The sequence below is a fragment of the Aeromonas sp. s8 genome (assembly GCF_040907785.1).
Classification (GTDB): Bacteria; Pseudomonadota; Gammaproteobacteria; order Enterobacterales; family Aeromonadaceae; genus Aeromonas; species Aeromonas veronii.
Genome location: NZ_JBFOCL010000049.1, coordinates 21248 through 36360 on the forward strand (window position 1 = coordinate 21248; position 15113 = coordinate 36360).

Annotated in this window: 14 protein-coding genes, 1 pseudogene and 1 other annotated feature; of the genes and pseudogenes, 9 read left to right on the plus strand and 6 right to left on the minus strand. The window is 58.5% G+C overall.

Features of this window, described 5'->3' with window-relative positions; translation table 11 throughout:
• Positions 1-75: 75 nt before the first annotated feature.
• From AB5Y86_RS17905 to AB5Y86_RS17925, 5 genes and pseudogenes are all read right to left on the minus strand, one after another.
• On the minus strand, positions 76-954 hold the full coding sequence (locus AB5Y86_RS17905; RefSeq protein WP_368193651.1) for an alpha/beta fold hydrolase: 879 nt from the start codon (positions 952-954) through the stop codon (positions 76-78).
• An 8-nt stretch (positions 955-962) separates the two neighbouring features.
• Positions 963-1478, minus strand: coding sequence for a Slp family lipoprotein (locus AB5Y86_RS17910; RefSeq protein ID WP_021230054.1), 516 nt, complete (start codon positions 1476-1478; stop codon positions 963-965).
• 118 nt (positions 1479-1596) lie between these two features.
• On the minus strand, positions 1597-2298 hold the full coding sequence (gene tsaB / locus AB5Y86_RS17915) for a tRNA (adenosine(37)-N6)-threonylcarbamoyltransferase complex dimerization subunit type 1 TsaB (RefSeq protein WP_204483576.1): 702 nt from the start codon (positions 2296-2298) through the stop codon (positions 1597-1599).
• A gap of 90 nt (positions 2299-2388) precedes the next feature.
• Positions 2389-3977: pseudogene (locus AB5Y86_RS17920) on the minus strand (ATP-dependent DNA helicase).
• A 67-nt stretch (positions 3978-4044) separates the two neighbouring features.
• Positions 4045-4290 carry a hypothetical protein gene (locus AB5Y86_RS17925; RefSeq protein ID WP_368193653.1) on the minus strand — a complete coding sequence of 82 codons (246 nt, stop codon included), beginning with the start codon at positions 4288-4290 and terminating at the stop codon, positions 4045-4047.
• A gap of 187 nt (positions 4291-4477) precedes the next feature.
• Positions 4478-4602 (plus strand) — a sequence feature (His leader region).
• Positions 4603-4630: 28 nt separating this feature from the next.
• Between AB5Y86_RS17925 and hisG the strand changes: the two genes are divergently transcribed.
• Genes hisG through hisIE form a run of 8 tightly spaced genes read left to right on the plus strand, consistent with a single transcriptional unit; the run spans position 4631 to position 11869 of the window.
• Positions 4631-5527 (plus strand): ATP phosphoribosyltransferase, encoded by an 897-nt coding sequence (hisG, locus tag AB5Y86_RS17930; protein ID WP_005352174.1) that lies wholly within the window; start codon positions 4631-4633, stop codon positions 5525-5527.
• Positions 5528-5539: 12 nt separating this feature from the next.
• A complete protein-coding gene (hisD, locus tag AB5Y86_RS17935; protein ID WP_368193655.1) occupies positions 5540-6865 on the plus strand; it encodes a histidinol dehydrogenase in 1326 nt (441 codons plus the stop codon).
• Positions 6862-7932 carry a histidinol-phosphate transaminase gene (gene hisC, locus AB5Y86_RS17940; RefSeq protein ID WP_368193656.1) on the plus strand — a complete coding sequence of 357 codons (1071 nt, stop codon included), beginning with the start codon at positions 6862-6864 and terminating at the stop codon, positions 7930-7932. The genes hisD and hisC overlap by 4 nt, the downstream gene beginning before the upstream one ends.
• Before the next feature lie 15 nt (positions 7933-7947).
• On the plus strand, positions 7948-9057 hold the full coding sequence (gene hisB, locus AB5Y86_RS17945) for a bifunctional histidinol-phosphatase/imidazoleglycerol-phosphate dehydratase HisB (RefSeq protein WP_368193658.1): 1110 nt from the start codon (positions 7948-7950) through the stop codon (positions 9055-9057).
• Complete coding sequence (hisH, locus tag AB5Y86_RS17950) at positions 9057-9686, plus strand: imidazole glycerol phosphate synthase subunit HisH (protein ID WP_368193659.1); 630 nt, start codon at positions 9057-9059, stop codon at positions 9684-9686. Before hisB ends, hisH begins: the two co-directional genes overlap by 1 nt.
• Before the next feature lie 5 nt (positions 9687-9691).
• Positions 9692-10453 carry a 1-(5-phosphoribosyl)-5-[(5-phosphoribosylamino)methylideneamino]imidazole-4-carboxamide isomerase gene (hisA, locus tag AB5Y86_RS17955; RefSeq protein ID WP_139741940.1) on the plus strand — a complete coding sequence of 254 codons (762 nt, stop codon included), beginning with the start codon at positions 9692-9694 and terminating at the stop codon, positions 10451-10453.
• Positions 10453-11226, plus strand: a complete 774-nt coding sequence (hisF, locus tag AB5Y86_RS17960; protein WP_005345639.1) for an imidazole glycerol phosphate synthase subunit HisF — start codon at positions 10453-10455, stop codon at positions 11224-11226. The genes hisA and hisF overlap by 1 nt, the downstream gene beginning before the upstream one ends.
• Positions 11219-11869 carry a bifunctional phosphoribosyl-AMP cyclohydrolase/phosphoribosyl-ATP diphosphatase HisIE gene (gene hisIE / locus AB5Y86_RS17965; protein WP_139741939.1) on the plus strand — a complete coding sequence of 217 codons (651 nt, stop codon included), beginning with the start codon at positions 11219-11221 and terminating at the stop codon, positions 11867-11869. Before hisF ends, hisIE begins: the two co-directional genes overlap by 8 nt.
• A 33-nt stretch (positions 11870-11902) precedes the next feature.
• Here the strand turns inward: hisIE and AB5Y86_RS17970 are convergent, their stop codons facing one another.
• Positions 11903-13423 carry a P-loop NTPase fold protein gene (locus tag AB5Y86_RS17970; protein ID WP_368193661.1) on the minus strand — a complete coding sequence of 507 codons (1521 nt, stop codon included), beginning with the start codon at positions 13421-13423 and terminating at the stop codon, positions 11903-11905.
• Between the two features lie 354 nt (positions 13424-13777).
• On the opposite strand from AB5Y86_RS17970, the gene AB5Y86_RS17975 reads away from it, so the two are divergent.
• Positions 13778-15067, plus strand: coding sequence for a diguanylate cyclase (locus AB5Y86_RS17975; protein ID WP_368193662.1), 1290 nt, complete (start codon positions 13778-13780; stop codon positions 15065-15067).
• Positions 15068-15113: the final 46 nt, after the last annotated feature.

Below are 15113 nucleotides of genomic sequence, written 5' to 3' on the forward strand. Positions count from 1 at the left end.
ATCAATTAACAGCAAATTAACAACAGAAAAATGTGAGGGAGAAAACAAACCTGGAATTATTGAAAGCTGGCGATTCTACCGAACTTGACAAAACTTTACGATACAAACGGCCGTATCAACCGAATTTTCCATATGAAAATGGTGGTTTCCACCCAATATGACCCGTTCGATCTGCTGGAAGGCATCCTGACGGGCCTGCCATTGGGCTTCAAGCGCAGCAAAGCCCTGCTCCCCCTGAATCAACAGCACAGGACAGCGGATAGCCGCCATCAGCGCCCGGGCTTGCCCTTCGCTCATTCTCAGGGGTGAAAGATCACGCAAACGGGGATCGCTGCGCCAATGCCAGCGCCCTGCCCTCATCTCAAGCTGCCGCTCACAGATAAGACGCGCCGCCTGCGGCGTGATATCCGCCACTTTGCAACGGGCGGCGACAGCTTCATCGATGGAGACAAAGCCGTTGGCATTGCGCTCCCGGGTGCGACTGCGGTTTAAAATCGCACGTCGCAGCTGGGCAGCTACCTCCTCATCGGGTTGGCTCAGCGGCCCCAACCCCTCCAGCATGATCAACCGCTCCACCTGTTCGGGAAACACCCCGGCATAGGCGGAGGCGATCAACGCCCCGAGAGAGTGACCGAGCAGGGTGAAACGCGACCAGCCGGCCGCCCGCACGATCTGGTAGAGATCGTCGAGCCAGTCGACAAAGACATAAGGGGTGGTTTTGTGATCGGAGTGACCGTGCCCCGGCAGATCGACACAAATGAGGTGAAAATCCCCCAGATGCGGCGCGAGTGGCAAGAAGCTGGCACTGTTGTCGAGCCAGCCATGCAGGGCGATCAGCAGAGGTTTGCCCTGCTGATCATGCTCCGCAGACTGGTTATCCAGCAGGGCTACCCGCCGCCCATCTGCCAAGGTGAGCAGACGTTCGTGCAGAGTGCTTTTGATGCTCTTGATCATGGCAAGCCTTAACGACGCAGCGGCCGTCTCGGCCAGAAGGGATCGTAAAAGGGGTCGTAGAAGTAGGGGTCCATATAGCGCACCTCCACCTCCTTGACTGGCGGCCACAGCTTGCTGCCCGTCACATTGAGCACCGAGAAGCGGTACTTGTGCTCGCCAATCTGGCTATCCACCGGTTTGCCTATGGTGCCAAGCACCGTCAGACTGCGCCCCTTGGCGTAGAGGGTCGGATCGACAAAACCCTTCATGATAGCCAGAAAACGGCCCGGGCTCTGCTCGGTCTGCTCCGGCACACCGTTGGATTTAAGCGGCAGATAGACTACTTCAATAACACTCTGATCCGCCTTGTTGTGCACCGCCGAGATAACGCCGCTCCAGCGGGCCGGTTTGCCCTCCATGCCGCCAAGGGCTGGCTGATAGGCCACCAGCTGGTTTTCGGGCTCATAAGCCAGCTCTTTGGGGACCGAGCTGCAGGCCCCGAGCAGCAGAGCCAGCGCCCCGACCACCATAGTGCGTTTCATCATGTCGCTTCTGCTATTACGCATCATGTCACTCTCCTGTTGCCGGCGTGGCCCGTCGGGCCACCCGCTTTTATTGCAGCTGATGAGCGGCAAGAGCGACATGACGTCAGCGCTCCTGCCCTTATTCGCGACCCGGCAGTTTTTTCCAGGTCACCTTGTCACGCAAATAGACCGGTGTTGCTTGTTCAACCGGTACCGCCTCCCCCGCCAGCCAGGCGGCGCGGGCCAGCGGCAACATGTCTTCTGCAGCCGGGAAACGCACCTGGCTCACCGCCAGCTCATCGGCCAGACCACTCAGGGTCTCGCCATAGGTTTCAAAACCGGTGCCGACGCAGGTCACAAGGCCCGCAAGCTTGCCACGGACGTCAACAAGTGCCGCGGGTTCGCTCACCACCTCGTCCCCCACCAGCTGCATGCGGCCATCAATGAGCTCATAGCGGCCGAAATAGACCTCGTTCATCCGCGCATCGATGGCGGTCAGCACCTGCTCGGCGCCATCCAGTCGATAGGCGCCTTGCGCCATGGCGGCCAGGGTCGAGATGCCAATCAGCGGCACTCCCGCGCCAAACGCCAAACCTTGCGCCACACTGATGCCGATCCGCACGCCGGTAAAGGAGCCCGGGCCGCGGCCGAACGCGATGGCATCGAGGTCACTCAAACTTATCCCGGCATCCTCTAACACAGCCTGAACCATGGGCAGGATTTTTCGGGTGTGATCCCGTGGCGCCTCCTCCCAGCGGGAGAACAGCTTGTCACCCACCAGCAGGGCGGCGGAGCAGGCTTCGGTGGCGGTATCTACGGCCAGGATCTTCAACTCGTTCATGCTTTCCAATCTCTATAAAATCAGTCAATTACATAACCGGCAAGCGAGATATGCTCACCCGTTGTTCAAATCTGTTAGCTGGCGGCAAACTTATTCACCGCGATCGAAAAAGCTCCCCAGCGTCCCCAACTCCCGGGTGCGAGGAATGGCGGGCAGACTCTTGATAAAGGTGGCGCCGTAAGGTTTGTTGACCATCCGTGGATCACAGATCACCAGCACCCCGTGATCACTGCGATCACGAATGAGCCGCCCCACCCCCTGTTTGAGGGCGATCACCGCCTTGGGCAACTGCAGCTCAGCGAAGGGATCCCCCCCCTTGAGCTTGCAATCATCCACCCGCGCCTTGAGCAGCGGATCATCGGGGCTGGCAAACGGCAGCTTGTCGATGATAACACACGACAACGCCGCCCCTCGCACGTCGATCCCCTCCCAGAAACTGCTGGTCGCCACCAGCACGGCACGGCCATTCTCGACAAACTCCTTGAGCAGCCGCTGCTTGTTGTCCTCCCCCTGCAACAAGACGGTTCGGCCAATCTCCCGGCCACCGACAGCGGCGTCAGATTGAGGGTGAAATGAAGCCGTGAGCAATCGTACCAGTATGAGAAACCGGTCTGGTTGACCGCCAGCACTTCACCCAGGCGGGTGCGCAGTTCACTGATCCGTTCGAAGGCGTGATCCAGCTGCTCGCCCCGGCCGAGAGCGAGTTTCAGCACCTCGTAGCAGAGCCCGATGGCGTCGTTAAGACGAGCCAGAGCCTGCCCCCAGAGCGGCTGGCGCAGCATGTCGCGGGTATTACCGCGACCGCCATCCACCCCGAAGGCGAGCCGCAGATCCTGACTGGCGATAGCGAGCCGGTCCGCCGCCTTGCCGAGCTGGGCCATGTCGTGGGCCTCTGCCCGATAGGCCAGCTGGATATCCTGCGCCAGCTCCTGAATCGTTCGGCTACCCACCGACTTGCCGAAGTAGTTGGTGGCGATCTCCGGCAGCTGGTGCGCCTCGTCAAAGACATAGACTTGCGCCTGTGGCACCAACTCGCCAAATCCGGTGTCTTTCACCGCCATATCGGCGAAGAAGAGGTGATGGTTGATCACCACCACCTGGGCATCCATGGCGCGGCGTCGGGCCACCACCAGATGGCAGTCGTCGTAATAGGGGCAGTCGCGACCGAGACAGTTATCGTTGGTGCTGGTGACGTGGGCGAGGATCTCGGCGTTCTCCTGCAATCCCGGAATATCCCCCACATCGCCGTTATCGGTGGCGGTGGACCAGGATTTGACCTTCACCAGATCGTTCAAGATCTCAGGCTTTTGCAGATGGGATTCACTCAAGAGCCGGTTCATCCGCTCGATGCAGAGATAGTTGCTGCGACCCTTGAGCAGGGCCACCGGCGGGGTGTAGGAGAGCGCCCCTGTGATGGTCGGAAGATCCCGATAGAAGAGCTGCTCCTGCAGGTTCTTGGAGCCGGTGCTGATCACCACCCGCTTGCCGGATTCCAGCGCAGGCACCAGATAGGCGTAGGTCTTGCCGGTACCGGTTCCTGCCTCAACCAGCAGACGGCCACCACTCTTGATAGCGCGTGCGACCGCTTCGGCCATCTCCAGCTGGGGAGCGCGGGCTTTGAAACCGTCGATATGGCTGGCCAGAGGGCCATCTGGCTTGAACAGGGTCTGGATGGTCAAAAGGGCGTCCCGCAGCAAAAGCAGCCATTATGCCAAAAGCGCGGCAAAAGCGGGACAGATAATCTGCCTAGACGAACAGATCGATCTGATGCTCGGGGTCCGGCTTGTGATCGTCCTCCTCCGCCTTGGGCTGATCACGCTTGGCGGGCGTGTTATATGCCTGCTGGCGCTGCTGGGAGTCACTGTTGTCAGTGCTGGTCTTGCGCAGCTGGTGCTTTTTGCTGATCTGGTTCACTTCCCGCTTGATCTCTTCGCTGCCGGGCGCAGCGGGCGCCCGGGGCAAAATGGAGAACAACAGGTCCTGGCTGGGCATGATGGCGACTCCTGCAGGGGTTATTGTCTAGTTATCGACCAGAAAACCGTTTTCGCCACTTTAATCGATCAAATCACAATTTCGGGTTGCATTTTCTGTCAAGGCAGGTAGTTTAAATCAGGCGTCAATTACGACATCTTATTTTGTAAAGGATTGATTACATGAAGTTCACCACCCTGAAGACTCATCACCACCATCATCATCCCGACTAGTCTTTCAGGAGGTTGACTGCTGGAAGACACTTAACTGGTGACTTCCAAAAGGACCGCAAGATTCATAAACCCTCGGAAGCACACACTTCCGAGGGTTTTTTCGTTTTTGACTAGAAGGAAATCGAGTAATGGAAACACAACGTCTGCGTATCGCCATGCAAAAGTCCGGTCGTCTGAGCCAGGACTCCCAAGCCCTGTTCAAGAGCTGTGGCCTGAAAATCAACCTGCGCGAGCAGCGCCTTATCGCCCATGTCGAGAACATGCCCATCGATATCCTGCGGGTGCGTGATGACGACATCCCGGGTCTGGTGATGGAAGGGGTGGTCGACCTTGGCATCATCGGCGAGAACGTGCTGGAAGAGGTGCAGCTTATTCGCGCCTCCCAAGGCCTCCCCTTCGAGGTCAAAACCCTCAAGCAGCTGGACTTTGGTGGCTGCCGCCTCTCGCTGGCGGTACCGGAAGATGTGACCTACACAGGGCCACAGAGTCTGGCGGGCAAGCGCATTGCCACCTCCTACCCCGGGCTGCTCAAGCGCTTCTTCGACGAAAAAGGGCTCGGCTTCAAGAGCGTTATGCTGGGCGGCTCGGTGGAAGTGGCACCCCGAGCGGGCTTGGCTGATGCCATCTGCGATCTGGTCTCCACCGGCGCGACCCTGGAAGCCAATGGCCTCAAAGAGGTGGAAGTGATCTACCGTTCCAAGGCGGTACTGGTACAGGCCCCCAACCCCTTGTCCGATGCCAAGCAGAAGCTCATCGACAAACTGCTGCCCCGCATTCAGGGGATGCAGCAGGCCCGCGAGAGCAAGTACATCATGCTGCACGCCCCCAAAGACAAGCTCGATGCCATCACCGATCTGCTGCCGGGTGCCGAGCGCCCCACCATCATGCAACTGGCCGGTGACACCAATCAGGTGGCCCTGCACGTCGTATCCAGCGAGACCCTGTTCTGGGAGACCATGGAGCAGCTCAAGGCCCTCGGTGCCAGCTCCATTCTGGTGCTGCCCATCGAAAAAATGATGGAATAAGGAAGGGATATCATGCAGACCCTGATCTGGAAGACCCTCTCCCCCGCCCAGCAGGCCGACGTGCTGACCCGTCCGGCCCTCAATGACGAGGCCGATATCGGACTCGTGGTGCGAGATATCATCGCCGCGGTGCGCAGCCGTGGCGATGAGGCCCTGCGCGAGCTGAGCCAGCGCTTCGAGCGCGCCCCCCGTGAACAGCTGCGCGTTAGCGAAGATGAGATTGAAGCTGCCTGCGCGCGGCTGGATGACGACATCAAAAATGCCATCGAAGCAGCCATTGCCAACATTCGCACCTTCCATGCCGCACAAGTGCAGCCGGTGGTGCGGGTGGAAACCCAACCCGGTGTGGTGTGCGAGCTGCGCACCCAGCCCATCAGTCGGGTCGGCCTCTATGTGCCGGGGGGCAGCGCGCCGCTCCCCTCCACCGTGATGATGCTGGCCATTCCGGCGGCTATCGCCGGTTGCCGTGAAGTGGTGCTCTGCACCCCGTCTCCGGCGAGCGACGAGATCCTGTTTGCCGCCCGCGCCTGCGGGGTCGAGAAGGTGTTCGCCATCGGCGGCGCCCAGGCCATCGCCGCCATGGCGTACGGCACCGAGAGCATCCCCAAGGTGGACAAGATCTTCGGCCCGGGCAACGCCTATGTGACCGAAGCCAAGGGGCAGGTATCCCGCGACTGGCGCGGCGCCGCCATCGATATGCCCGCCGGCCCCTCCGAGGTGCTGGTGATTGCCGACGAGAGCGCCAATCCCGCCTTCGTGGCAGCGGATCTGCTCTCCCAGGCTGAGCATGGCCCAGACAGTCAGGTAGTGCTGGTCACCACCTCGCCGCTGCTGGCCGATGCCATCGCTGGGGAAATCAAGAGCCAGCTGGCCAAGTTGAGCCGCCGAGATATCGCCGCCCAGGCGCTCGGCAGCAGTCTGGTGATCCTCTGTGACGATCTGGCCGAGGCGTGTGCCATCTCCAACGCCTACGCGCCGGAGCACCTGATTGTGCAGACCCGCGCCCCGCGCGAGCTGCTGGACCAGCTTGAGAATGCCGGTTCCATCTTTCTGGGAGCATGGACCCCCGAGTCGGTCGGCGATTACGCCAGCGGCACCAATCACACCCTGCCAACTTATGGCTATGCCCGCACCTGCTCCAGCCTTGGCCTCGCCGATTATCAGCGCCGCTACACGGTGCAAGAGCTGAGCGCAGAAGGTATTCGCGGCCTTGGCCCTATCGTCGAGCGCATTGCTCAGGCCGAAGGGCTCGATGGCCACAAAAATGCCGTCACCCTCAGATTGAACGCCCTGGCCGCCGCGCCCCAACCAACAGCACAACAGAAGGATTTGTCATGAGCATTGCCAATCTGGCGCGCCGCGTGGTGCGGACCCTCACCCCTTATCAATCCGCCCGCCGCATCGGCGGCAAGGGCCACGTCTGGCTCAACGCCAACGAGGCGCCACAGGCCTATCCCTTCACCATCGAGGGAAGCCGCCTCAACCGCTACCCCGAGTGCCAACCGGCCGAGGTGGTGAACGGCTATGCCGCCTATGCCGGGGTTAATCCCGATCAGGTGCTGGTGAGCCGCGGCGCCGACGAGGCCATCGAGCTGCTTATTCGCACCTTCTGCGAAGCGGGTGAAGATCAGATCCTCATCTGCCCGCCCACCTACGGCATGTACGCCATCAGCGCCGAGACCTGTGGCGTCGGCATCGTCGAGCAGCCGCTAACCGCCAGCCGCCAGCCGGACTGGCCCGCCATTGCCGATCGCCTGTCCGACGTGAAACTGGTGTTTCTCTGCTCCCCCAACAACCCCACCGGGGATCTGGTGGGGCGCGACGGCCTAATCGCCCTGCTGGAGAAGGCCCGGGATCGCGCCATCGTGGTGGTGGACGAAGCCTATATCGAGTTCTGCCCGGAAGCATCCGTGGTGGACCTGCTGGCCCGCTTCCCCAATCTGGTGGTGACCCGCACCCTCTCCAAGGCTTTTGCCCTGGCGGGGATCCGCTGCGGCTTTACGCTGGCAAGCCCCGAGGTGATCGCCATGCTGGCCAAGGTGATCGCCCCCTACCCCATCCCCGAGCCCATCGCCCAGATCGCGGCGCAGGCCCTCTCCCCCATGGGGCTGGAGCTGATGCGCGAGCGAGTGATAGAGCTCAACAAGCAAAAAGCCGCCTTCAAGGCAGAGCTGGCAACGCTTGCCTGCGTGAATGAAGTATTCGAGGACAAGGGCAACTTCGTGCTAGTGCGCTTTGTTGATGGCGCCGCCGTCTTTGCCGCCATGAAGGCCGCTGGCATCATACTGCGGGATTTCTCGACCAAACCCGGCTTGGATAACAGCATTCGCGTCACCATCGGCTATCAGGGCGAGATGGATGCCGTGCTGGCGGTATTGCGTGATCTGCCCTCTCCCACTTTGTAAGACAAGGATGTAGCGATGAAGACCCCGTTTTTGTTTATCGACCGCGACGGCACCCTGATTGAAGAGCCAGTGACCGACAAGCAGGTGGATAGCCTCGCCAAGCTTCGCTTCGAGCCCATGGTCATTCCGGTGCTGCGCGAGTTGCAGGCCGCCGGTTACGTGCTGGTGATGGTGACCAACCAGGATGGGTTGGGCACCGCCAGCCTGCCGCTGGAGAACTTCCAGCCACCCCACGACCTGATGATGCACCTGTTTGAATCGCAAGGGGTGAAGTGGGAGCAGGTGCTGATCTGCCCGCACTTCCCCACCGACGGTTGCAGCTGCCGCAAGCCCCACCTCGGGCTGGTAAAGGAGTATCTCGCCTCGGGTCGCATCGACTTTGCCAACTCCTTCGTGATTGGCGATCGCCAGACCGATCTGCAGCTGGCCGAGAACATGGGCATTGGCGGTATTCGCTACCACCCGCAGGATCACGACTGGCTCGCCATCCGTGATCAGCTGTTATCTAAGGGGCGCGTAGCCTCGGTGGAACGCTATACCAAGGAGACCCGCATTCAGGTAGCTGTTGACTTGGACAAGAGCGGCGGCAACCAGATCGCCACCGGCATCGGTTTCTTTGATCACATGCTGGATCAAATTGCCACCCACGCCGGTTTCCAGCTCAAGCTGAACGTCAGCGGTGATCTGCATATCGACGATCACCACACGGTAGAAGATGTAGGGCTAGCGCTGGGTCAGGCGCTGCGTCAAGCCCTTGGCAACAAGCGCGGTATCGGCCGCTTCGGCTTTGTGCTGGCGATGGACGAGGTGCAAGCGGTGATCGATGCGCGTCCGCTGACCGAGCAGGAAGTGAGCACAGCGCTGGACTTGAGCGGTCGCCCCTACTTCGTGTTTGACTGCCCGAGCGGCTTTGGCCGCGACAACGTGGGCGAGATGGCCACCGAGATGGTGCCCCACTTCTTCCGCTCGCTGTCGGATGCCATGGCCATCACCTTACAGATGAAGGTGGGCAGCGGCAACACCCACCATCAGGTGGAGGCGCTGTTCAAAGGCTTTGGCCGCGCCCTGCGTCAGGCCATTCGGGTGGAAGGGAGCGAGCTTCCCTCCAGCAAGGGAGTGCTGTGATGGATGTGAGCAAGCAGAAGCTGGTCATTATCGATACTGGCTGCGCCAATCTGGCCTCGGTCAGAATGGCGTTCGAGCGCCTCGGCGTGCAGCCGCTGGTCTCAAGCGTGGCGGCCGATATCGAGCAGGCGGACAAGCTGATCCTGCCCGGTGTCGGCACCGCGGTGGCCGCTATGAAAAACCTCAACGAGCGCGGGCTGATACCGCTAATTCGCGCCGCCAAGCAGCCGCTACTGGGCTTTTGCCTCGGCATGCAGATGCTGGCGGAGGCCTCCGAAGAGAGCATGAGTGCCGATGCCAGTGAAGGCGATCTCATCGACTGTCTCGGCATAGTGCCGGGCAAGATCCGGCTGATGGAGGTGGGTAATCTGCGCCTGCCCCATATGGGCTGGAACCAGATTGAGCATGACGAGACCCATCCTCTGCTCACGGGGATCGCGAGCGGCAGCTACTTCTACTTCGTGCACTCCTATGCGCTGGAGGTGACCGAAGCGACGCTGGCGACCTGCGACTATGGCCAGCCGTTTACCGCCATCGTCGGTCGTGACAACTTCTTCGGCGCCCAATTCCACCCGGAGCGCTCAGGCGCAGCCGGTGCCCGTTTGCTGCAAAATTTTCTGGAGCTGTGACTAGCATGATCATTCCCGCAATTGACCTTATCAACGGTCAGGTGGTTCGCCTCTATCAGGGGGACTACCAGCAGAAGACCGAATACAGCAGCAGCCCGCAGGCCCGCTTCGATGAATATGTCTCCCAGGGGGCGGTGCAGCTCCATCTGGTGGATCTGGACGGTGCCAAGGATGCCAAGGCTCGCCAGCTCCCCCTGCTGACTCAACTGCTGTCGGCCACCGAAGCACCGGTTCAGGTCGGTGGCGGCGTGCGCACCGAACAGGATGTGGCGGATCTGCTGGCCGCCGGCGCCAGCCGGGTGGTGATTGGCTCCACCGCCGTCAAATCCCCGGATCTGGTGGCGAGCTGGATGGAGAAATATGGCCCCGAGCAGATCGTGCTGGCGCTGGACGTCAATATCGATGAGCAGGGCAATCGCCATATCGCTGTGGCAGGCTGGCAGGAGAACAGCGGTGTGACCATTGAAGCGCTGATCGAGCGCTTCCTCCCCGCCGGGCTCAAGCATGTGCTCTGTACCGACATCAGCCGTGACGGCACCCTGGCTGGCACCAACGTCGAGCTCTATCGGGATCTCTGCGCCCGCTACCCGAGCGTCGCCTTTCAGGCTTCCGGCGGCATTGGCGGCATCGCGGATATCGAGGCGCTCAAGGGCTCCGGCGTCAAGGGGATTATCCTTGGCCGCGCCCTGCTGGAGGGCAAGTTCTCGGTGGGTGACGCCATCGCCTGCTGGCAAGCCCCCGCGGCCGTTACCACAGGAGGCAACTGATGCTGGCAAGACGCATTATCCCCTGCCTCGACGTGAAAGATGGCGTGGTGGTCAAGGGGGTGCAATTTCGCAACCACGAGGTGATGGGCGGCATTGTCGAGTTGGCGCGCCGCTACGCCGAAGAGGGCGCTGACGAGCTGGTGTTCTATGACATCACCGCCTCCAGCGATGCGCGGGTGGTAGACAAGAGCTGGGTGAGCCGGGTAGCGGAGGTGATCGATATCCCCTTCTGCGTCGCCGGTGGCATCAAAAGCGTGGAGGATGCCCGCCAGATCCTCGAATTTGGCGCCGACAAGGTCTCCATCAACTCCCCTGCCCTTGCCGACCCGACGCTTATCAGCCGACTGGCCGAGCGCTTTGGCGTGCAGTGCGTGGTGGTGGGCATTGACTCCTACTTCGACGCCGACACGGGCCACTATCAGGTCAAACAGTTTACCGGTGACGAGAGCCGCACCCGCACCACCGCCTGGCACACTCTCGACTGGGTGCAGGAGGTGCAAAAACGCGGCGCGGGCGAAATCGTGCTGAACGTGATGAATCAGGACGGCATGCGTCAGGGTTATGATCTCGACCAGCTCAAGCTGGTGCGCAGCGTCTGCAAGGTGCCGCTGATCGCCTCCGGCGGCGCCGGTGCCATGGCGCACTTTCGCGATGCCTTCACCCTCGCCGATGTGGATGGGGCGCTGGCCGCCTCCGTGTTCCACAAGGGCCTTATCCCCATTCCCGAATTGAAACGCTGGCTGAAAACCGAAGGAGTCGCCATCCGTGAATAACTTCTCTGAAAATGCACAAACAACCGCCAGCGCGCGCCCCCTTGCCGAGCAGCTCGACTGGGAAAAATGCGATGGCATGATCCCCGCCATCGTCCAGCACGCCGCCAGCGGCGAGGTGCTGATGCAGGGCTTTATGACCCGCGAGGCGTTGGAAAAGACCCAGACCACAGGTCAGGTCACCTTCTTTAGCCGCAGCAAACAGCGGCTCTGGACCAAGGGTGAAAGCTCGGGCCATGTGCTCCAACTCGTGGCCATCAGCACCGACTGCGATCAGGATTCCCTGCTGATTGCCACCAACCCCGTCGGCCCCACCTGCCACAAAGGGACAACCTCCTGCTTCCATGGTCACCCGGTGCCACCACTCGGTTTTCTGGCAGAGCTGGAACAGATCCTGGCCGCCCGCAAAGGGGCCGATCCGGCCACCAGCTACACCGCCAGCCTCTACGGCAAAGGGACAAAGCGCATCGCCCAGAAGGTCGGTGAGGAAGGTGTCGAAGTGGCGCTGGCCGCCATGGCCAAGGATCGGGAGGAGCTCATCAACGAATCCGCCGATCTGCTCTACCACCTGACCGTACTGCTGCAAAACGAGGGGCTGGGATTACAGGATGTCGTTCAGCGGCTTTATGAGCGGCATAATAAATAAGTTTTAAATATAGCCGGGTTATCCCGGCTTTATTTAATCAAAATGAACAGACAACTCCACAAAATTTCTATATATCTCGAAACGATGTTCGAGCTGAGATAATTCAGGCCTAGCCAGTAAAGCTGCTTCGACGTGACTAAGTGGATTAATACTTACATGTAAAGACATTGCATTTTTCAATTCGGAGTCATTATTTAATTTGTATTTAGCATGATGGGCATGCAATATCATCATTTCATATGAATGGTATAACAATGAAATAAGTGAAATATTGTATTCACCATCCTTCCATATATCATTTACAGGTTTACCTAAAACTAGACTTGGTGATAAAGAAATCTGTATGGTTTTATCTTGCCGTTTTCTCAAGGCCACATCAAATGAATTTATATGCTGTTCACCAACTCCACGCCTTTCTACTCTGCCCTCTGAAATCAATCTATAATAAGAATAGTCTTTTTCATGCAAAGCAAAAAGATAAACAAGAAAGATGAAATCCAGCCTACCTATTTGCCCATCATCGTGTGAATTAATGTTCATAAGCGCAACAAATCTATCTACAAGTTGTTCTACTTGCCTCAAACTCATAGAAAAATAATCACATATGGCTGTTATCACATTTATAATCACATTCGGTGCCATAATGTCTGGCCACATTTTAATGCTTGATGTCAGAGGGATACGATTTTCTAGCTTTGTAGTAATGAAATCGCGTTTTGAAATGGCATTCAGTGTGAACTTTCGTTGAAAGAAACGCCCAAGATAATTTTGCGCATCAAAACCAGCCCCATAAATAACCTTAATAGCATGCTGCAACTGCTCGGTATCTGTTGCTAATACAAAAACCACACCGGGGATATCGAAAATATGCTTAATGGTTTCCAGCATCTCTACCGCATAAGAGGGGCGGCAACGATCCAGTTCATCAATCAGGATAAATGCGGGTGCCTGTTTCTTTTTCTTGCCAATAATTGCTTCAACCCACTGTTTTATTTCATGCTTGAGCAACTGTACTGCGTCTGTCTTTTTACGAGTATCTTGAAAAAGTGATTCAACCAGTTTGCCCGCGTCATCAGCTGTAATGACCTCCTGGACTTCATCGATATTGATGCCAGAGACTTTTTTAAACAAAGCCTTGGTCACTATCGGCGCAGTTGCTTTCAGTAATGAAGCCAGCTTGGTCGACAAATAGGGGGAAAGCTGAGGGCTACCCGCTTCTGCTTTCAGTTGTTCAATGATCGATGAAATCACCGTAAGCAAGGGATCATCGGAAAAGTCCTGCTGCCAGGCATCGATATAGACGGTGGGATAGTGCGCTTTCAGCTCCATATACCAGCGCTTGATAAACCAGGTTTTCCCTGCCCCCCATTCGGCATTGAGGTTAAGCACATAGTTGCGCTGCTTGCCTTCGGCGGCCAGGTAGTTGGTCAGAAACTCGGCATAGCGGGCGCGATCCAGCCGATCACCGGCCAACTTTTCCACCACTCCGTCAATAGTTCCCGGCCCATCCCATGTAATCGGTTCCTGCCAGTCAAATACTGTTCGCTCTGCCATCCTGCACTCCCCAAGCCAAATAGTGCGGCAATGGTATCAGGGGCACAGTGAAAATAGTTTGATTAAAGACCTGTTTGTTGCCCTTTCTGCCGCTCGGGCTGGCATATTTGACTGCCTGGCAATTTCTTTGCTGCTGGCCCATGAAGCTGGGCCGATATGAGTGGGACAGTTATCTGAACAGCCATGGACTCAGTTGATTTCCTTTGACCACACCAACGATGACAATCGTGTGACATGGCGCAGATCCTGCGGAAATAAACGCGAAATATGGCCTGTGAAGTGCTTAATTTAAACCGTTGGCACATATATTCGCGCTGTATACAACGACGCCCTTAACCAAGGATGGTTAACTCCATGAAGGATGACCCCTTCTCCATTCGATTACAGCATGAGCTGGATCACCTCAAAGCCATCTTCAACGAGACGGACGCCTACATGTTCACCAAGGATCTGGCGGGCCGTTACACCTATGCCAATCAGGCGGTGCTGGATCTCTTTGGCTGCACCCTCGCCGAGTTGCAGGGGCAGGATGATCGGGCTTTTTTTGATCTCGAATTCTCGGATGCGATTCAGCGCAACGACCAACTGGTACTGGAGCAGCAGCTCGCCCTCGCCCAGGAGGAGATCAACTACCTCAAAACCACCGGGGAAAAGCGTTGCTACTGGACCGTTAAAAAGCCCATGTATGACCGGGACGGCAACCTGATCGGCCTGTGCGGCATCTCCACCGATATCACCGAACACAAGCTGATTGAGGCCCGCATGGCGGAGCAGCATCAGCTGCTGGAAATCATCCTCGCCAACGTGGATGCCCATATCTATATGAAGGACAGCCTGCACCGCTTTCTCTACGTCAACCAAAAGGTCGCCGATCTGCTGGGCCTTCCTGCCGAGCAGATCATCAACCGGCGCGATGACGAGGTGATCCCCGCGGCCAGCGCCTGCCAGCTGTGGCGACTGGACAACCGGGTATTCGAAACCGGCGAGCTGCAAGCCGGGGAAGAGATGTTGACCGATCCCGAGGGAAATCAGCACTACTACTGGTCGGTCAAGGTGCCCTTTCTGTTGGGGGATGGCACTCCCACCCTGATCGGTATCTCCTCCGACATTACCGAACTGCACCAGCTCAAGGAGCAGCTGCACCAGCAGTCGGTGCGCGATGGCCTCACCGGTCTATACAACCGCCGTTTCTTTTTCGAAATGTGCGAGAAGAACCTCAGTCTGGACATGCGCCACCACCTCACCTCGGTGCTGATGGTGCTGGATGTGGATCAGTTCAAGTGCATCAACGATCGCTTCGGTCATCCCCTTGGGGATAGCGCGCTGGTGCATCTGGGCAGGGTGATGCAATCGGTGCTGCGCAGCGAAGATGTGCTGGCCCGCATCGGCGGTGACGAGTTTGCCATCTTGCTGCCCAACACCACCCTCTTGGCCGCCGCATCCCTGGCCGAGCGGCTGCGCCTGCAGGTGATGCAAAGCCCGCTGCCCCTGCCAGATGGAGATAAGCTGGTCATCACCATCAGCGCCGGACTGGTGGAAAATGGCGAGGGGGAGCTGATGGAGAGCCTCTACGCCCGCGCCGATCAGATGCTCTATCAGGCCAAACAGAGCGGCCGCAACTGCGTCGCCTGCAAGGCTTCCTAGCCATACAACGGGAGGGCCAGCAGCCCTCCAGCTCTCTCGAATCTCC